The sequence below is a fragment of the Micromonospora sp. NPDC005686 genome (assembly GCF_042871665.1).
In the GTDB taxonomy this organism is placed as follows: Bacteria; Actinomycetota; Actinomycetes; order Mycobacteriales; family Micromonosporaceae; genus Micromonospora.
The window spans coordinates 351289-370034 of sequence record NZ_JBIAIY010000001.1; the positions used below are offsets into that span (position 1 = coordinate 351289).

Here is an 18746-nt window from a genome sequence, read left to right on the forward strand (position 1 = left end):
CCGGACGGTCCACAGAGGAGAGAGCGCCGGTTCAGCCCGCGGTACGGGTGGGCCGGACCGTGCCGAGGCTCGCGCGGATGACCGCGAACTGTTTCGAAGCCGCCTGCCAGTCGGCGTCGGACGTGGTCCAGCCGAGCGTCCAGCCGGCCCGCTCGCCGGGCAGCACGCGCAACGCGTGCATCCGCTCCCCGTACGGCGCGGTCCAGAGACACTCCCACGCCGCTCCCGGGCCGTCGGGCTCCAACCGGAGCTTCCGGTACAGCGGCAGCCGGCCGGCGGAGTTCAGATCCCGCTCGGACGACTTCAACCGGCCCACCGGATCGCCACCCGGGTACGGCTCGACGCCGAGGATGCGCCGGCTGGCCGGGTCCTGGAAACAGGTGGTGTCGCCGGAGCGCAGTTGCAGCCAGCCGGCGGGTAGGGCGATGCGGAAGCCGCCGGTGTCGGCGGGCCAGACCCAGCCGGCCGGAACTGTCACCGGCGGGTCGTCGGGGGGTGGCCCCTTGCGGACCGGTGTGCCGGCCACGTCGGGCCGGACGCAGGGGAACGGCGGGGGTGGCAGGCCCGGCCCGGGCTGGCGGTCCCAGGGGCGGGTGACGACGGCCTCTGGGGAACGGACCGCCTGCGGCGGATCGTCGCGGCCGCCGGTGATCGCCAGCGCGGTGCCCACGCCCGTCGCCACTGCCAGCAGCACGGCGCCCAGCACGACTCCCCAGTGGTGCAGCGGGTTCCGGCCAGCGGCGGGCAGCGGCGGGTCGGCGGGGCGGGGGACCCCGGCGGGCCGGGGCGGGGCGGGATGCACCGCGCCGCTGTCGACCGGCCCGCTGTGCGCGACCGGAGGAGGCTTGGACACCGGCGCGGAGCCGGGGCCGCCGATGTGTACCGGACTGAGGGCGTCGGCGCGGGGGGCCGACTCGGGCCCGCCCGGGCTGCCCGGGTCGACGAAGCTGGTGAGGACCGTGGGACCGAGGCTGATCGGGCCCGGGTGGGCCGGCCCGCCCCGGGGCGGTTCCGGCTCCGTGGTCGCATCCGGGTCACCGGCCCGGTCCCGCTCCGGGCCACCGGCCCGGGCGTGCTCCGGCGGCGCCGCCCGGCCGACCGCACCCGAGCGACCGGCCGCACCCGAGCGATCGGCCGCACCCGAGCCGGCGGCGCCCGAACCTCGGTCGGCGGCCGGACCGCCTGTCGCATCCGGGCGGCGGTTCGCATCCGGCCGGCCGGCCGCGGACGACGGGGAGGGGAGGCCGGCGGAATCCGAGCGGCGGCCGGCCGAACCGGGCACGTCCGCCGGTCCGGTGGCGTCGCCCGGTGGCGGCGCGCGGTCGCCCTCGGCGGGCGGGGCCCACTCGCTGCGCTTCGCCGCCCGGCTCCACGCCCGCGCGGCGGCGGCCGGCGGCATCAGGTCCGGGTAGATGCCGCCCGCAGGCGCGGCCGGGTTGCCCGCGAGCGCGGCGCCGTCACCGGGGGCGCCGCGTGCCGGACCGGGGGCCTCGCGCCCGGCCGCCCGGTCGGACGACGCGGCGGTGGCGCGGCCGGCGGACCCGGCGGCCTCCCCGTCGACCTCCGACACGGCGGCCACGCCGAGCAGCCGGGCCGTCTCGCGGTGCCCCATGCGGGTACGCGGATCGCGGCGCAGCAGCCCGGCCAGCACCGGCGTCAGCGGGCCGGCGTGCGGGGCCGGGTCGGGCGGCCGGGTGGCGAGCGCGGCGAGCGTGGCCATCGCGGTGCTGCGGGCGTACGGCGAGCGGCCCTCCACCGCGGCGTGCAGCGTGGCGCCGAGCGACCACATGTCCGCCTCGACGCTCGACACGCCCTCGGCGGCCCGCTCCGGGGCGACGTACTGGGGGGAGCCGAGGACCAGGCCGGGCCGCGTCATGGCGCCGTCGCCGCCCTCGAACACGGCCAGCCCGAAGTCGGTGAGCAGCACCCGCCCGTCCCGGGCCAGCAGCACGTTCGCGGGCTTCACGTCCCGGTGCAGCACCCCGGCGTCGTGCGCGGCGCGCAGCGCGGCGAGCACCGACAGGCCGATCTCGGCGGCCCGCCCGGGCGGCAGCGGCCCGTCGCCCTCGATGATCTCCTGGAGGGAGCGGGACGGGACGTACTCCATGATCAGCCAGGGTTCGCCCTGGACCCGGACCACGTCGTAGACCCGCACCACGTTGGGGTGGTTGAGCCGCGCGGACGTCCGCGCCTCGCGCAGCGTACGGGCGCGCAGCTCGTCCTGCTCGTTCTCGGCGAGCCAGTTCGGCGGCACGACCTGCTTCACCGCGACCTCGCGTTGCAGCTCCTCGTCGCGCGCCCGCCAGACCTGGCCCATCCCGCCGCGGCCGACCAGTTCGAGCAGGCGGTACCGCCCCGCGATCACTACCTCCCGCACCGCACTCCTCACCGCTGGTCAGTGGTCCACAATAGCCAACGGATCGGACGGTACCTATCGCATGTCAGTGCGTCATGTCCCCCGGGGGCCTAACTTGCCGCGCCGGCGAGCAGGTTCCCCTCCGGGACGGCGATCGGGGACCGGTCGCCGGCCAGCAGGCGGGTGGCCCGGCGGGCCTGGAACGTGTCGTGGTCACGGCGGGCGGCGGCGTAGGCGGCAGCGGTCCGGGCGGCGATCGCCGACCAGGCGTACCGCCGGCTGACCATGGTCCGGGCCTTTCGGGCCACCCGCCGGGCGAAGACCTCGTCGCCGAGCAGCCGGTCGACGGCGCCGGCCAGCGCGTCCGGATCGCCGTGCGGGAACGTCACCCCCGTCACCCCGGGCTCGACGATCTCGGCCAGCCCGCCGGTGCGGGCCACCGCGAGCGGCGCGCCGGCCGCCGCCGCCTCCAGCGCGATCATGCCGAACGGCTCGTAGAGGCTGGGGATGACCGTGGCGTCGGTGGCGGCCAGCACCGCGGGGAGCTGGGTGGCGTCCATGAAACCGGCGAACCGGACCGTGTCCCCGACGTGCAGCCGCCGCGCCTGGTCGACCAGCTCGTCCTTGTACGGCCCGTCCCCGGCGATCACCACACGCAGGCCGGGGTGCCGCTTCGCCAGGTGTGGCACGGCGTGCACCAGGTGCTGGACGCCCTTCTCGTAGACCAGCCGGCCGGCGTACCCGACCAGCGGCCCGCCCGCCGCGAAGCGGGCCCGGGCGGAGGCGACCGCGTGCGGCCGGGCCCGCCAGGCCCGGTCGTCGACGCCGTTGGCGACCACGTCGATGCGCCCGGCCGGTACGCCGAACAGCCGGGCCACCTGGTCGCGCATGTACCCGGAGCAGGCGATCACCCGGCCCGAGGCGTTGCTCAGCCAGTGCTCGACGCCGTGGATGGTGCGGTTCATCTCCTCCGGCAGCCAGCCCTGGTGCCGGCCCGCCTCGGTGGCGTGGATGGTGGTCACCAGCGGCACGTCCAGGTGCTCGGCCAGCGTGACCGCGGTGTGCGCGACGAGCCAGTCGTGGGCGTGGATGACGTCGTAGGCGCCGGAGGAGGCGGCGCGCAGGGCGGCCCGGGTGAGGGTGTGGTTGAACGCCATGGTCCAGGCCAGCAGGGAGCCGGTGGCGAGCGGGAACCGGACCGGGTCCTCGGCGGCGCGGACGATGCGCACGCCGTCGGCGTACTCCTCGAGGGGTGCGCCGTCGGCGTGGCGGGTGACGACGGTGACCTCGTGCCCGGCGGCGGCCAGGGCGACCGACAGCGCGTGGACGTGGCGGCCGAGCCCACCGACGAGCACCGGCGGGTACTCCCAGGAGAGCAGCAGCACCCGCAGGCGCCGGGCGGGCTGGATGTCGATCACTTCGGCGTCAGCTGACACGCGGCCCCCTTTGAGTTGTGGCGTCCCCACCCCGGCGGCGTCGTCGTGGTGTCCGGTGGAGTCGTCACCCATCCTGCCGGGGCGTCGATAACCGGCGACGACGCGCCGGTTGCCGGTCTGTAACGCGTTACCGGCGCATCCGCCGCGCACGCAGCATCTCGGCCACCGACCACGCCTGGAACGGGCAGCCGGTGGCCGTGTGCGGGGCCGTGCCGTCGGCGGTCTCGCTCACCGAGCCCAGGCCGTCCTCGGTGAGGTGGCCCACCAGTCCCACCAGCAGGTCGTCGGTGGGCAGCCCGGCCCGGCGGTACGCGTCGAGCAGCGGCCCGGTCAGCCACGGCCAGACGGTGCCCTGGTGGTACGCCGAGTCCCGCTCGGCGGGCCCGCCCCGGTGCCGGCCGGTGAATCCGGGGGAGTCCGGGGCGAGGCTGCGCGGGCCGAGCGGCGTGAACAGCGCCTCGGTGACCCGGCGCAGCGTCACCTCGTCCGGCTCCAGCGGCGCGTGCGGCAGCGACCAGGCGAGCAGTTGGTTGGGGCGCAGCAGGTCGTCGTCGTGGTGCGGGGCCCCGCCGAGCGGGTACGCGGGCGCCGGGGCGTCCACCACGTCGTGCAGCCAGCCGGCCGGGGCGGGGAACCGTTCCCGGAACGCGGCGGTGGCCCGGTCGTGCAGGGCGTGCAGCGGGGCGGCGTCGCGTCCGGCCAGCTCGGTCAGCTCGGCGAGCCCGGCTAGCCCGTTGATCCACAGCGCGTTGACCTCGACCGGCTTGCCGGTACGCGGGGTCACCGGCCTCCCGTACACCCGGGCGTCCATCCAGGTCAGCGCCACGTCCGGCGGGCCGCCCTGGGTCAGCAGCCCGTCGGCCGGGTCCACGCCGATGCCGTACCGGGTGCCCGCCACGTGCGCCTCGACGACGCCGTGCAGCGCGGGCAGCAGCTCGTCGCCGAGGTCGGTGTCCCCGGTGACGGTGACGTGCCGGTGGACCGCGTGCAGGAACCACAGCGTCGCGTCGACGGTGTTGTACTCGACCCGGCCGGTGTCGGCCGTGTTCGCCAGCATGCCCTCGTTCAGCGTGGCCGCGTACGCCCGCAGCAGGTCCCGGCCCTCGTCGGCGCGGCCGGTGCACAGGAACAGACCCTCGTAGGAGATCATCGTGTCCCGCGACCAGGCGCCGAACCAGGGGTAGCCGGCGACCACGTCCGGGCCGGTGGCGGTGCGTACCACGAACGCGTCGGCGGCCAGCGCGAGCGTCGCCTCGACCGCGTCGGCGGGTTTCGCCGCGGCCACCACCGCCCGGCTGCGCCGGCGGGCGGCCTCCACCACCGCGGTCGCCGGTGGCGGCTCCTCGGCCAGGTCGTCCGCCCAGGCCAGCACCGAGACGGTCGCGCCCGGCTCGTCGAGCGCGCCGGTGAACCGGCCCGCGTACCAGAGGTCCTCGTCCGGGTGCAGGCCGCGCTCGGCCTCGGTGCGGTGACGCACCCCGTGCCACCACTGCCCCACCGGGGTCCAGTCCGGCCCGGCGAGCCGGTACGCGCCGTCGACCACGGCGCCGCCGGCCGCCGGCTCCAGCCGGGGCGCCGGACCGTCCGCCCGCCGCTCGCCGTGCGCGTCGCGCCAGGTGCAGGCCGCCGCGAGGTCCAGCCGGACCGGGCCGCCGGAGACCAGCCGGTGCACCACCGCCACGCAGGAGCGGCCGTACGTCATGGCGATCTCCCGCTCGATCACCACGTCGCCGATGCGCCACCGCCAGCGCGGCACCCCGTCGGCGAGGTCGAAGTGCTCCAGCTGTTCGAAGCCGCGCGGGTCCACCACGCCGGAGGACCACTCGTGCGCGCCGAGGCGGACCTGCCGCCCCGACGGCAGGGTCACCGCCGGGTCGAGGCTCACGAGTCCCACCTTGCGGGACGCGGGCGTCTCACCGGCCACCACGAGGAGTCCGTGGTAGCGGCGGGTGCGCAGCCCGGCGACGGTGCCCATGGCGTAACCGCCGCGCCCGTCCGTGACCAGCCATTCCCGCGCGGCGGCGGTGGACAGCTCGCCGCAGACCCGTGGCCCGAAACGGATGTCGATCAACTTTCCTCCACCGGCAGCGAGGTGTGACATGCCACGGCGACAATGGCCGCTGTGGAGAAGTACCCGGGCGGCGTCGAAGATGAGCCAGTGATCACCGACCGGTCGACCTCCGCGTCCCCCGACCCCGAGCGGCACCGGCTCGCCCAGGCCGACGCCGGGGAGCAGGACTGGCGCGCATGGGGCCCCTATCTGTCCGAGCGGGCGTGGGGGACGGTACGGGAGGACTACAGCGAGCACGGCACGGCGTGGGACTACTTCCCCCACGACCACGCGCGGTCCCGAGCGTACCGGTGGAACGAGGACGGCATGGCGGGCGTCTGCGACGACCGGCAGACGTTCTGCTTCGCCCTCGCCCTGTGGAACGGGCGCGACCCGATCCTCAAGGAGCGGATGTTCGGCCTCGGCGGCGACGGCGGCAACCACGGCGAGGACGTCAAGGAGTACTGGTGGTACCTCGACAGCACTCCGACGCACTCCTTCATGCGCTGGCGCTACCACTATCCGCAGGCCGCCTTCCCGTACGACGAGTTGGTCGCGGTGAACGCGCTGCGCGGCCGGGACGACACCGAGTACGAGCTCGTGGACACCGGCATCTTCGACGACGACAGGTACTGGGCGGTGACTGTCGACTACGCCAAGGCGTCCCCGGCCGACATGTGCGTGCTGATCACCGTGGCGAACCGGGGCGACGAGGACGCGACGCTGCACGTGCTGCCCACGCTGTGGTTCCGCAACACGTGGGCGTGGGGGCTGCCCGGCACCGACCGGGTGCCGAAGCTGGTCGGCGAGCCGGCCGGGGAGCGGTCGGGGGCCCGGCTCGTCGGTGAGCACGGGGTGCTCGGCCAACTGCTGCTGGAGGGCGACGGCGACCCGGTGCCGCTGCTGTGCGACAACGAGACGAACGCCGAGCGGCTGTGGGGGCTGCCCGGGCGGTCGCCGTACCCGAAGGACGGCATCAACGACCACGTGGTGGCCGGCGCGGACACCGTCAACCCGGAGCGCATCGGCACCAAGGGCGCGCTGCACTACGTGCTGGACGTGCCGGCCGGCGAGAAGCGGCAGATCCGGTTGCGGCTGGCCCGCACCGCGCCGCCGCCGGCCAGCGCGCCGCCCGCACCGGCCGACCTGGGCCACGGTTTCGACACGGTGCTGTGGGCCCGCCGGGCCGAGGCGAACCGGTTCTTCGACAGCGTCATCCCGGCCGCCGCCACCGCCGACGAGGCACTGGTGGCCCGCCAGGCCATCGCCGGGCTGATGTGGGGCAAGCAGTTCTACCACTTCGACGTCGAGCGGTGGCTGTCCGGCGACCCCGGCTCCGCGCCACCGCCGGCCGGCCGACGGCACGGGCGCAACAGCGGCTGGTGGCACATGAACAGCTTCGACGTGATCTCCATGCCGGACCCGTGGGAGTACCCCTGGTACGCGGCCTGGGACCTGGCCTTCCACTGCGTCACCATCGCCCGGGTCGACCCGGGCTTCGCCAAGGAGCAGATCCTGCTGCTGCTGCGCGAGTGGTACCTGCACCCCAACGGGCAGATCCCGGCGTACGAGTGGGCGTTCGGGGACGTGAACCCGCCGGTGCACGCCTGGGCGGCGCTGAAGGTCTTCGAGATCGACGGCGCCCGCGACCACGAGTTCCTCGCCCGGGTGATGCACAAGCTGCTGCTCAACTTCACCTGGTGGGTCAACCGCAAGGACACCGGCGGCAACAACGTCTTCGAGGGCGGCTTCCTCGGGCTGGACAACGTCGGCCCGTTCGACCGCTCGGCCGCGCTGCCGGTCGCCGGGGTGCTGGAGCAGTCCGACGGCACCGGCTGGATGGCCATGTACGCGCTCAACCTGCTCGACATGGCGATCGTGCTGGCCGAGCACGACCGCACGTACGCCGACACCGCCACGAAGTTCTTCGAGCACTTCGCGTACATCGCCACGGCGGCGTACCACCAGGGGCTCTGGGACGCCGAGGACGCGTTCTTCTACGACGTGCTGCGTCTGGCCGACGGCACGAAGGTGCCGCTGAAGGTCCGCTCGGTGGTCGGGCTGCTGCCGCTGGCCGCGGTGACCCGGCTGTCCGCCCGGACCATGCGCCGACTGCCCGAGCTGGGCGCCCGGCTGCGCTGGTTCCTCACCAACCGCCCGGAGTACGCGGAGGTGATCGGCGCCCGCCGGCTGGGACCGGACGGCCGCCAGCAGCGGCTGCTGTCGATGGTCGCGCCGGACCAGGTGGTGCGGCTGCTGGCCCGGATGCTCGACACCGACGAGTTCCTCTCCGAGTACGGGCTGCGCACGCTGTCCCGGGCCCACCTGGACAAGCCGTTCACCGTCATGCTCGGCGGGCAGGAGTTCAGCGTCGGGTACGAGCCGGCCGAGTCGACCAGCGGCCTGTTCGGCGGCAACTCCAACTGGCGCGGCCCGATCTGGATGCCGACGAACTTCCTGCTGATCAGCGCGCTGCGCGACTACGCCGCGTTCTTCGGCGACGACCTCCAGGTCGAGTATCCGACCCGGTCCGGCGTCAAGCGCACGCTGGACGAGATCGCCGACGACCTGTCCGCCCGGCTGATCTCGTTGTTCACCCGCGACGACTGGGGACGGCGGCCGATCTACGGCGCCGCGCAGCTCTTCCAGACCCACCCGGACTGGCGCGACCTGATCTGCTTCCCGGAGTACTTCCACGGCGACAACGGCGCCGGCCTGGGCGCCTGGCACCAGACCGGCTGGACCGCGCTGGTCGCCGACCTGATCCTCACGTTGCGCCGTTGACCGTGGGTCGCCGAATCGGCGTGGCGCGGAATCCGAGAAATAGCCGGCGGCCCGCTCGAATTGAGCGGGCCGCCGGTTGACTCGGCGATTTTCAGCGCGATCTGGCCACCGTGCACATATTCCAGGTGGGCGACCAGCCGGTGGCGACCTTCCATATGGCTGCGTCGGGCAGGCTGTAGTTCACCTTCGCCCAGGTCTGCGCGTTCTGGCTGCACGTGCGTTGGAAAGTGGGTCCGAAACAGGCCGTCGTCTGGTTGGCGCTGAGGTAGCTGAAGTTGCAGGAGACGGTGGAGAGCGGCTGGCCGACGGAGTACAGGGTCAGTGTCGGCGCCTGGATCTGGATCGTGCTCGACCTCTTGTTGGTCACCGTGACGACGGCCTGGGTCGCCTGGCCGTTCACGACCACGCAGACACTGACCGCGGCGATCGAGGTGTCCGAGCTCGCCTGGGAGCAGTGCCACTTGGACGAGTAGGTGTAGGACTGCCAGCCGGGTGCGGCCTGTGCCGAAGCCGGAAAGGCGAGGACGGCGGCCATCGTCGACGCGAGGGCGACAATGAGGCGGGAGAGGGGGAATCGCATTAATTGCTCCTCCGTTGGTCCCCGTTAATTATGCAACCCTTTATACACGGAGGCAGCGACGAAGGTCAATGCTTGTATTGCGGGTGCCGATGTGTTGCGCTGCGGGAACGCCGAGAGTCGCGGGCGGAATCGATGCTTCGCCGACGGTGGGGCGCGACGGAGAACGTCGCGCCCCACCCATTCAGGGCAGCGGCAGGAACGCCAGCCGGGCGTGGTACTCCCCGGCCACCGTCACGGTGTCGCTGCCGACCCACAGGCCCCGGTCGGTGGCGTACAGCTCCTGGGTGCCGACGCCCCGGTCCTTGGTCGGGTTCCACGGCAGCGCCTTGCCGGTGGTCGGGTGGATCGCCCCGATGCCCGGCCGGGACACCGCGCCCGGACCAGCGGAGTTGCGGCCCTGCGGGTTGTCCAGCCAGCGCTGGTGGCCCCCGACGTAGACCGCCGCGCCGGTCACCGCCACCGACAGCAGCGTGTCGCCGCCGGTGTAGTTGGCCCAGGCCGGCTGCTTGCCGCCGGTGGCCGTACCGAACTCGAAGCGCGCCGCGGTGTCGCAGAGCGTGCCCGCGAACGGGCCGCCGGTGGTGACCACCGCGAACCAGGCGCCGTCCGGAGAGATGTCCACGCCGCGCAGGTACGACGGCATCGACTTCGCGCACTGCGGCTGGTAGCGGTCGGTGGCCCAGCCGGAGAGCGTGGCGCCCGCGCCGGACAGGTTTGCCACCGCGAGCTGGTGCCGCACCACGCCGGCGACGGTGCTGAAGTTGCCGGCGAACACCAGCCGGGTGCCGTCGGGGGAGGCGTCGAGCGCCTCCACCTTCACCGGCGCGGTGGCCCCGGAGGTGGTCTTGCGCGGACCGGCCAGGTTCAGGTCGACCGACGCGTCGGCCGCCCCGGTGGTGGCGTTCACCGCAGCCAGGGCCCGCCGGGTCACCCCGCCGACGGTCTGGAACGCGCCGCCGACGATCAGCCGGTTACCGACCAGGCGCATGTCGTTCACCTGGTTGTTCAGCGCCGGCGTGGTGAACCCGGCGACCCGGGCGCCGGTGGCCGCGTCGATCCGGGCCAGCCGGGACGCCGCCGTGCCGTTGACAGTGGTGAACGCACCGCCGATGTAGAGCGAGCGGCCGTCCGGCGCGGGCGCGAGCGCCTTGACCGCGCCGTTCACCTGCGGCCGGAACGTGGTGTCGATCCGGCCGGTGGTCGCGTCCAGGGCCACCAGCCGGGGCATCGCCAGCTGGGCCGACTGACCGGCGTTGCGCACCTTGGTGAACGTGCCGGCCACGTACACGCGGTTGCCGATCTGCAGGATCCGGTGGACGGTGCCGTCCAGCGCGTGCGGCGTCCAGTCGACGGGGTTCGTGCCGACCACTGTGGTGTGCGCGGCGTTGACGGCGAGCGCCGGGGAACCCGGCAGCGCCGCGCCGGTGACCGCGAGCGTCGCGGCCACCGCGACGGCCACCCGCCGCCGGCGTCCAGGTGGATGATCAGGTGAGGTCTTCATGGCCGAAGCATGCCGTCGGACCAGGGATTCCGCAGTCGGGTAGCCGCCGGTAACCGGCAACCGACCGGATAATCCGCGTGACCCGTCCGGCGGCCGGGCAGTACGGTGTCCGGGGTCCACGAGGGAGGGGATGCGATGCCGCCGCGCCGGGAGGCCGCCGTGCTGGTCTTCGACGCCGACGACACGCTCTGGGAGAACAACGTCCTGTTCGAGCGCGTCATCGACGACTTCCTCACCTGGCTCGACCACCCCACGCTGGACCGGGCGCGGATCCGTGAGGTGCTCGACGACATCGAGCGCGCGAACGCCGTCGCGCACGGCTACGGCAGCAAGGTCTTCCTGCGCAGCCTCGGGGAGTGCCTGGAGAGGCTGCGCGAGCGTCCGGCCACCGCACGGGAGCGCGCCGAGATCGAGCAGCTCGCCGCGGCACTGGTCGGGCACCAGGTCGAGCTGATGCCGGGCGTGGCCGAGACGCTCGACGACCTGGCCGGGCGGCACGAGCTGCTGCTGCTGACCAAGGGCGAGCGCGAGGAGCAGCAGCGCAAGCTGGACGCGTGCGGACTGCTGCACCACTTCCGGGCCGCGCACATCGTGCCGGAGAAGGACGCGGACACCTACCGCTGGCTGGCCCGCGAGCACGCCTTCGACCCGGCCGCCGCGTGGATGATCGGCAACTCCCCGCGCTCGGACATCCTGCCCGCGCGGGCCGCCGGGATGAACGCGGTCTTCATCCCGAACGAGAACACCTGGATCCTGGAGCACGACGAGCTGGACCCGTCCGACTCCCGGGTGATCCGGCTGGCCGGGTTCCCCGACCTGGTCCAGCACTTCTGAGCCGGCCGGTAACGTCCGGAGGGTGCCGCTGACCTTCCCGTCGCACCTGGCGCCGGTACTGCCGCTCAAACTGTGGCGGCCGGGCTGGTTCGACGGCGTGGCGCTGTGCACCGGCGCGGTGGCGCCGGATGTCGCGTACCTGTTCACCGGCACGCGGCTGGCGCTCGACATGGGGACGCACACGCTCGGCGGGCTCCTGTGGTGGTGCCTGCCGGTCGCCCTCGGGTACGCCTGGGTGGTGCGCCGCGTGGTCGCCGGCATCGCGGTGCACCTACCCGCGCGGCGGCTGTTCGGCTGGCGCTGGTACGCGACGCTGGCCACGGTGCGCCATCCCTGGCAGGTGACCGTCTGCTCGGCGCTCATCGGCGCGTTCAGCCACGTGGCGTGGGACCGGGCCAGCCACAGCGAGCGGCTGCCCCGGCTGCTCGGCGTCGCCGACTTCCACGCCGTGACCGGCGTGTACTGGTACCAGTTCGCGGACCTGGTGACCGGTCTCGGCGGCGGGCTGCTGGTGATCGTGCTGGCCGTCTACGAGGCCCGCCGCGGGTTGCGGGCCGGCGGCGGGCACCTACCCGCGCCGGAGGCGAACCCGAACGTGTTCTGGCGGGTGGCGCTGGCGGTCACCGGGCTCGGCGCGCTGCTGCTGCCCGCGCTGCCGGCGGCCGGTGTCGCCGCCCCGGCGGGCGTACGGGCGCTGCACGTGGTCGCGCTGGCGCTCGTCGCCGGGGCGGTGGCGGCCCGCACCGGCCCGCCGCCGCCGGCCGAGCGCAGTCGGCGTCTCGAAGTCGAACAGCGCGAAACCGGCTGACCCCGTTACGCCGACATGCCGCAATTCGGCATAGACGTCAATCACAACCGCGGCCGTCGGTCATCGCTTGTCCGGCCTGCGCGAACGCGCCTAACCTGAGCCGGCGCCCACGCCTCGTCGGGGTGAGGCGGTGGCGCACCGGAGTCCGGTGGTGAGAGCACCGTGGAGCTGAGTGCGGGCATGCCGGCTCGCCGTGCGGAGCCCGGCGGAAGGCGTCGTGCCACGCCTGCCGCGCTCCCGCGGCGCAGACCGCCACCCAACCGGACGGCCGGGGTCAGGACCGGGGAGTTGCGGACCCGGTCCTGACCCGTCCGGCACCCGCCACCAGCACGTTGAATCGCCACCCGGATCGCGGGTGGGACACCCCTGGTGCGCGGGGCGGTAACGGAGCGAAACTGAGTCATGACACCTCAGCGCGTACCGCTGCTCGCCGGTCTGGTCGTGCTGTTCGCGGCGGCATGCACGGCGACCGGCCACGACGGCGCGTCCCCGGCGCCCACCCCGACGGTCGCGGCGGCCTCCGAGCCGGCCCTCACCGACGCGCCGGAGGTCACCCCGACCCCGCCGGTGCCGACCGATGCCGCGTCGGCCGCCGGGTCCTGGCGCGTCACCTGGGGATGGGCGGTGCCCGGCGGCCCGGCCCGGGTGACCCATCGGGTACGGGTGCCGGTCACCCCGCCGCCCGGGGAGCCGCTGCCCGTCCTGGTGGCGATCGCCGTCGGCGACCATCCGGCGGAGGGGTTCAGCCGGATCGCGTTCGTCTTCCGCGGGCCCACCCCGTCCTACGAGGTCTCCTACGTGCCGCAGGTGGTGACCGAGGGGCGGAACGCGCCGGTCACGCTGCCCGGCACCGCCTACCTGTCGGTGCGGTTCGATCCGGCCCAGGCCCACGACGCCCGCGGCGGCGGGACGGCGGACCTGCCGCCCGCGGCGATCCGCTTCCCCACGCTGCGCGGATGGGCGGCGGCCGGCGACTTCGAGGGACACCTCAGCTTCGGGCTCGGCCTGCGACCGCCCGACGGCGGCCGGCTGCCGGTGCGGCTGGGGGAGTCCGACCGCCCGGACGGCACCCACGTCGTGGCCGTCGACGTCCGCCGGAGCTGACCGGAGCGCCGGATCGCCGCCGCCGGGCGGTAGCTGAGATATAGCCGCCGGTGTATGTCACGTCCCTGGCCTTCACCCGTCGTGTCACGTGTGGACCGGAGAATGACAGTGAAGCGGATCTACAAGGAGGCCGGCAAGGAATTGTCGCCGCCCGGCACGCGTGGGGCGGGATCCAGTCACTTCAAGATCAAAAACGGTGTCGATCGGGCCGGGCGATGAGGCGGGTAGGTTCGATGGTTTCAAGGTTCCGAATGGGTGAACCGCTCCAGGAACTCAGTGGCGCCACCACCCTGTGGATCGTCGGTCTCAACCTCGACCTCGTCTCGGGTTACACGTTGTGGGGTGGAGGCGATCCTGATCGATTTCTGGCGGTGGGCGGCAGGATCGTGCTCACTCCGACCGTGGAGAGACTGGTCGAGGCGCTGCCGGAGTACGGGGAGCATTCCTTTCAGGGTGATGAGCAGTTCGAGTTCTTTCGCCGGGAGGTGCGGCGGGCGTGTTCGCGGGAGGCGGCAGGAGGAGACGAAAGCGGCTTGTACGATTTCGCCGCCACCCTGTGTGCGATCCGGGAGCGTGAGGTGCTGTATGCGCCACATTCCGGTATGGCGGCGGACTGCCTCGGCGCTGCGCTTGATCTCGGCCGGCAGTACGGCGAGGACTCCCTCGGCTTCCGGTTGACTCGCTCCGGCGCTTTGGACGTGTTGTATCGGGCGGTCTGGGGTGAGTTGGACGAGGAGGATCTCGACTACGTAGAGATCGAGGCGGCGTTCGTCCGGCTTGTCGACTGGATCGGGAGCGCCGTCGCCTAGCGGGGATGGACGGCAGGGTGGTCGCACCTGCACCCGCTGCCCCCGTGGCGGGCCGACCCGGTGAGCGCGTGGTACGACCCGGGGTCGGTCAACCATGCCGCCCGCTCGGCCTGACGCCGGGTTGTCAGCCGACCTCGCCGCGCACGATCGCCACCGCCACCCGGCAGAACTCGTCCATGTCCGGGTTGAACCCGGCGGCGATGTCGGGGTGCAGGCCGGAGCGGGTCTCGTCGAGCAACCGACGGCAGACGTCCTCCACCGGCTCACCCGCGTAGCCGGCGCGGACCCGGTCGGCGGCCGCCTGCAGGGCCGAGGTCAGCTGATCCTCCAGCGGGCCGCGCAGCTTCTGCTGCACAGGGTCGAGCCCGCTCGGGTCGAGCGTGACATGTGGCTCCGACATCGGCACTCCCTTCGTCGGCGTCCGCGGTACCCCACCGCTGACGTCGGTCAAACCATCGTCGGTACGGCCGACACCCGGACCAGATACGAGAACTCCTCCGCCGGCTCCTCGACGTACGACAGCCGGCGGATCTGCCGGTCGTCGGCCCAGAGCGCGACGTCGACGAGCACCCCGAGGTGCGCGAGACCGATGGTGGACACCCGCTTCTTGTCCTGGAGCACCGCGCATACGCCGCCCAGCAGCGTGCTGGCGTCGGCGGTGCGGTGCCCGGGCGGACAACGCAGGGTCAGGTCCACCTCGACCGGCCCGGTCAGCGGGGTCCACCCGGTGCGCTGCGCCGCCGTGCAGGCGGCCTGGAGCAGGGTGCGGACCCTCGTGGCCTGGCGGTGCCCGGCGGCGAAGATGGACAGGGCCTCGGTCTTGACCGGGGGCAGGCCGCTCACCTCGAAGGTCAGGGCGAGAGCGCGGGTGTCCTGCACGACGGCACCTCCTCGGGGGAATCCTGCCCAACCGGGGAACGCACGCACGGCACTTCCCTGCAGAACCAGCCGATCGGGCGGGTGATGGGGGAACGGCCGGAGGCGCATCGGCATCGACGGCGACGCGCCGGCTACGGAGCTAGGCAAAACGCTAGCCGAGCCGGCTGACGCTGGGTAGTCCCCCCGCGCTCACGCAGCGGGACGGCGGTCAAGCCGGATCGCCGGTGCGCCGGGCCAGGCATTCGTCGATCGCCCTGCCGATCAGCCGATGGGCCAGCGGCGCCCGCCGGGTCCACGGGCAGACCAGGGCGGCTGCTGTCACATGTCCGTGATGTTTCGTTCCGTCGCAGGTCGGGCACGTTCAGCCGCACGACACACGCCCGGGGCGTCGGGCGATCGGGCCCCGTTCCCCGGTCGTCTCGCCGTGCGCCGGGGCACGGGTCACTCCCCGGTTCTTCGCCGAAGAGAGGGGGAGGGTGATGACGACAGTCCCCGACACGGCCGCACGGCGGCCGGCCGGACGCGCGGCGGCGGCGGCCGCCGCGCTCGCGCTGGTGGCCCCGCTGGCCGCCTGCGGGTCCGGCAGCGACGGCGGCGTCCCCACGATCAACCTGTACTACCCGCCCGAGCAGAACCTGCAGAAGGTCGTCGACACCTGCAACACGGCGGCGCAGGGGCGATACCGGATCGACTACCGGGTGCTGCCGCGCGAGGCCGACGAGCAGCGGGTGCAGATGGTACGGCGGCTCGCCGCGCAGGACAGCGGGATGGACGTGCTCGGCCTGGACGTCACGTGGACCCAGGAGTTCGCCAGCGCGAAGTGGATCAAAGAGTGGACCGGCCAGGACAAGGCCGAGGTCGAGCAGGGCACGCTCGGCGGCCCGCTGGAGACCGCCCGGTACGAGGACAAGCTCTACGGCGCGCCCAAGAACACGAACGTGCAGTTGCTGTGGTACCGGTCCGACCTGGTGTCGCAGCCGCCGAAGACCTGGGACGAGATGATCTCCGCCGCCCAGCAGCTCAAGGAGCAGGGCAAGCCGTACCAGGTGCTCACCATGGGCGCCCAGTACGAGGGCCTGGTGGTCCTCTACAACACGCTCGCCGAGAGCGCCGGCGGCAAGATCCTCAGCGACGACGGCAAGAAGGCGGAGATGGACGAAGGCGCGATCCGCGCGCTCGACCAGCTCAAGCGCTTCGCCACGTCGGGCGTGACCTCGCCGTCGTTCAGCAACGCGCTGGAGGACCCGGTGCGGCTGGAGTTCCAGTCCGGCAAGGGCGCGTTCCAGGTGAACTGGCCGTTCGTCTATCCGGCGCTGCAGGAGGCCAACCCCGACCTGGCGAAGGACGTGAAGTGGGCCCGGGTGCCGGGCATCGACGCGGACACCCCCAGCAAGGTCACCATCGGCGGGGTCAACCTGGCGGTGAGCAGCTACTCGAAGCACCCCGAGGAGGCGTTCGAGGTGGCCCGCTGCCTGCGTAACGCCGAGAACCAGAAGTTCTCCGCCGTCAACGACGGCGTGCCGCCCACCATCGAGGCCGTCTACGACGACCCGGAGATGACAGAGGCGTACCCGATGAAGGAGACCATCCTGGAGGAGCTGAAGGAGCCGGCGGTCCGGCCGCTGACCCCGGCTTACCAGAGCATCTCCACGGTGATGTCGGCGATCCTGTCGCCGCCGTCGGCGATCCGGCCCGAGCAGACCGCTGACGAGCTGCGCAAGGCGATCTCCGACGCGCTGGAGTCCAAGGGAGTTCTGCCATGAGCGTGAACGCCACCCCGGCCGGCGCGCAGGTCGCCGCCGAGGCCGAGGCCGGGCAGCCGGGCGGCCGGCACGCCGCCGTACCGGAACAGCGCTCCCGGCGCGGCTCCCGCGCCCCGCTGAGCGAGAACAAGCGGGCCGAGCGGCGTCTCGGCTGGCTGCTGTGCGCGCCGGCCGCGCTGGTCATGGTGCTGGTCACCGCGTACCCGATCCTGTACTCGGTCTGGCTGTCGCTGCAACGCTTCGACCTGCGCTTCCCCGACGAGCGGGAGTTCGTCGGGCTGGAGAACTACGTCACCGTGCTGACGAACGACTTCTGGTGGACCGCGTTCGGGGTGACCGCGCTGATCACCGTGGTCACCGTCGCGGTCGAGCTGGTTCTCGGCATGGGCCTGGCGCTGATCATGCACCGGACGCTGGTCGGTCGCGGCATCGTCCGCACCGCCGCGCTGATCCCGTACGGCATCGTCACTGTGGTCGCGGCGTTCTCCTGGCGGTACGCCTGGACGCCGGGCACCGGCTACCTGGCGAACCTGTTCGACGGCAGCGCCCCGCTGACCGAGCGGGCCAGCTCGCTGGCGATCATCATGCTGGCGGAGATCTGGAAGACCACCCCGTTCATGGCGCTGCTGCTGATGGCCGGGCTGGCGCTGGTGCCGGAGGACCTGCTCAAGGCGGCCTCCACCGACGGCGCGACGGCGTGGCAGCGGTTCACCAAGGTCATGTTGCCGGTGATGAAGCCGGCCATCCTGGTCGCGCTGCTGTTCCGCACGCTCGACGCGTTCCGGGTCTTCGACAACATCTTCGTGCTCACCAACGGCGGCAACGAGACGTCGTCGGTGTCGATGCTCGCCTACAACAACCTGATCCGGGGCCTGAACCTCGGCATCGGCTCCACGATGTCGGTGCTGATCTTCATCACCGTGGCGATCATCGCCTTCGTCTTCGTGAAGCTGTTCGGCACCGCTGCCCCGGGCAGCGACGATGGGGAGAGGCGCTGACATGGCAGTGGAAACCACCACGCGGGCGAAGCTGCGCTGGGGCCTGCTGGACGTCGTGGTCGTCGTCTTCGCGCTCGTTCCCGTGCTCTGGATCGCCTCGCTGTCGTTCAAGACCCCGGCCACGCTCACCGACGGCAAGTTCTGGCCCCGGGAGTGGACGCTCGACAACTACCGGACCATCTTCGACACCGACCAGTTCGTCCGGGCCCTGGTCAACTCCATCGGCATCGCGCTGATCGCCACCGCGATCGCGGTGGTGCTCGGGACGATGGCCGCGTACGCGATCTCCCGGCTGGACTTCCCGGGCAAGAAGGTGCTTGTCGGCGTCTCGCTGCTGATCGCGATGTTCCCGCAGGTGTCGCTGGTGTCGCCGCTGTTCGAGATCGAACGGCAGCTCGGTCTGTTCGACACCTGGCCGGGCCTGATCCTGCCGTACATCACGTTCGCGCTGCCGCTGGCGATCTACACGCTGTCGGCGTTCTTCAAGCAGATCCCGTGGGACCTGGAGAAGGCGGCGAAGATGGACGGCGCCACCCAGGCCCAGGCGTTCCGGCGGGTGATCGCGCCGCTGGCCGCGCCCGGCGTGTTCACCACGGCGATCCTGGTCTTCATCTTCTGCTGGAACGACTTCCTGTTCGCGATCACGCTCACCTCGACCGAGCGGTCCCGCACGGTCCCGGTGGCCCTGCAGTTCTTCACCGGCGAGTCGCAGTTCGAGGACCCCACCGGGGCGATCTGCGCCGCCGCCGTGGTGATCACCGTGCCGATCATCCTGTTCGTGCTCTTCTTCCAGCGCCGCATCGTCTCCGGTCTGACCTCCGGCGCAGTCAAGGGATAGGTGGTA

Annotated in this window: 15 protein-coding genes; 8 read left to right on the forward strand and 7 right to left on the reverse strand. The window is 72.8% G+C overall.

Translation table 11 applies throughout. From position 1 onward, the window contains the following. Positions 1 to 31 precede the first annotated feature (31 nt). The 3 genes from ACFYON_RS01625 to ACFYON_RS01635 form a co-directional block, all read right to left on the reverse strand. Complete coding sequence (locus ACFYON_RS01625; protein ID WP_354873200.1) at positions 32 to 2377, reverse strand: protein kinase; 2346 nt, start codon at positions 2375 to 2377, stop codon at positions 32 to 34. Positions 2378 to 2466: 89 nt separating this feature from the next. Continuing rightward, the gene (locus ACFYON_RS01630) at positions 2467 to 3792 is read right to left on the reverse strand and encodes a glycosyltransferase family 4 protein (protein WP_354873198.1); all 1326 of its coding nucleotides are present in this window, start codon (positions 3790 to 3792) and stop codon (positions 2467 to 2469) included. A 127-nt stretch (positions 3793 to 3919) separates the two neighbouring features. Further along, positions 3920 to 5863: an amylo-alpha-1,6-glucosidase gene (locus ACFYON_RS01635; RefSeq protein ID WP_354873196.1), complete on the reverse strand. Its 1944-nt coding sequence runs from the start codon at positions 5861 to 5863 to the stop codon at positions 3920 to 3922. A 42-nt stretch (positions 5864 to 5905) separates the two neighbouring features. Between ACFYON_RS01635 and ACFYON_RS01640 the strand changes: the two genes are divergently transcribed. Then, positions 5906 to 8626 (forward strand): glucosidase, encoded by a 2721-nt coding sequence (locus ACFYON_RS01640; RefSeq protein WP_354873194.1) that lies wholly within the window; start codon positions 5906 to 5908, stop codon positions 8624 to 8626. A gap of 91 nt (positions 8627 to 8717) precedes the next feature. On the opposite strand, the gene ACFYON_RS01645 is transcribed toward ACFYON_RS01640, so the two are convergent. Together ACFYON_RS01645 and ACFYON_RS01650 are read right to left on the reverse strand one after the other, a co-directional pair. Further along, complete coding sequence (locus tag ACFYON_RS01645; RefSeq protein ID WP_354873192.1) at positions 8718 to 9206, reverse strand: hypothetical protein; 489 nt, start codon at positions 9204 to 9206, stop codon at positions 8718 to 8720. Between the two features lie 181 nt (positions 9207 to 9387). Beyond that, entirely contained in the window at positions 9388 to 10707 is a 1320-nt protein-coding gene (locus ACFYON_RS01650) for a hypothetical protein (RefSeq protein WP_355095909.1), read from the reverse strand. 135 nt (positions 10708 to 10842) lie between these two features. Here ACFYON_RS01650 and ACFYON_RS01655 point away from each other — a divergent pair, with 135 nt between their 5' ends. The 4 genes from ACFYON_RS01655 to ACFYON_RS01670 all read left to right on the forward strand — a co-directional run bounded on the left by ACFYON_RS01655 (position 10843) and on the right by ACFYON_RS01670 (position 14262). After that, on the forward strand, positions 10843 to 11541 hold the full coding sequence (locus ACFYON_RS01655; protein WP_354873188.1) for an HAD family hydrolase: 699 nt from the start codon (positions 10843 to 10845) through the stop codon (positions 11539 to 11541). A 22-nt stretch (positions 11542 to 11563) separates the two neighbouring features. Beyond that, the gene (locus ACFYON_RS01660) at positions 11564 to 12349 is read left to right on the forward strand and encodes a DUF4184 family protein (protein WP_387188736.1); all 786 of its coding nucleotides are present in this window, start codon (positions 11564 to 11566) and stop codon (positions 12347 to 12349) included. 402 nt (positions 12350 to 12751) lie between these two features. Beyond that, positions 12752 to 13453 carry a hypothetical protein gene (locus ACFYON_RS01665; protein ID WP_387188735.1) on the forward strand — a complete coding sequence of 234 codons (702 nt, stop codon included), beginning with the start codon at positions 12752 to 12754 and terminating at the stop codon, positions 13451 to 13453. Positions 13454 to 13704: 251 nt separating this feature from the next. Next, positions 13705 to 14262 (forward strand): hypothetical protein, encoded by a 558-nt coding sequence (locus tag ACFYON_RS01670; RefSeq protein ID WP_354873183.1) that lies wholly within the window; start codon positions 13705 to 13707, stop codon positions 14260 to 14262. Positions 14263 to 14386: 124 nt separating this feature from the next. On the opposite strand, the gene ACFYON_RS01675 is transcribed toward ACFYON_RS01670, so the two are convergent. After that, the gene (locus tag ACFYON_RS01675) at positions 14387 to 14662 is read right to left on the reverse strand and encodes a hypothetical protein (protein ID WP_354873181.1); all 276 of its coding nucleotides are present in this window, start codon (positions 14660 to 14662) and stop codon (positions 14387 to 14389) included. Positions 14663 to 14709: 47 nt separating this feature from the next. Beyond that, on the reverse strand, positions 14710 to 15141 hold the full coding sequence (locus ACFYON_RS01680; RefSeq protein ID WP_354873179.1) for a hypothetical protein: 432 nt from the start codon (positions 15139 to 15141) through the stop codon (positions 14710 to 14712). Between the two features lie 479 nt (positions 15142 to 15620). Between ACFYON_RS01680 and ACFYON_RS01685 the strand changes: the two genes are divergently transcribed. Genes ACFYON_RS01685 through ACFYON_RS01695 form a run of 3 tightly spaced genes read left to right on the forward strand, consistent with a single transcriptional unit; the run spans position 15621 to position 18740 of the window. Further along, entirely contained in the window at positions 15621 to 16904 is a 1284-nt protein-coding gene (locus tag ACFYON_RS01685) for an ABC transporter substrate-binding protein (protein WP_354873177.1), read from the forward strand. Continuing rightward, positions 16901 to 17902, forward strand: coding sequence for a sugar ABC transporter permease (locus ACFYON_RS01690; protein ID WP_354873175.1), 1002 nt, complete (start codon positions 16901 to 16903; stop codon positions 17900 to 17902). Before ACFYON_RS01685 ends, ACFYON_RS01690 begins: the two co-directional genes overlap by 4 nt. A gap of 1 nt (position 17903) precedes the next feature. Then, positions 17904 to 18740: a carbohydrate ABC transporter permease gene (locus ACFYON_RS01695; protein WP_354873174.1), complete on the forward strand. Its 837-nt coding sequence runs from the start codon at positions 17904 to 17906 to the stop codon at positions 18738 to 18740. Positions 18741 to 18746: the final 6 nt, after the last annotated feature.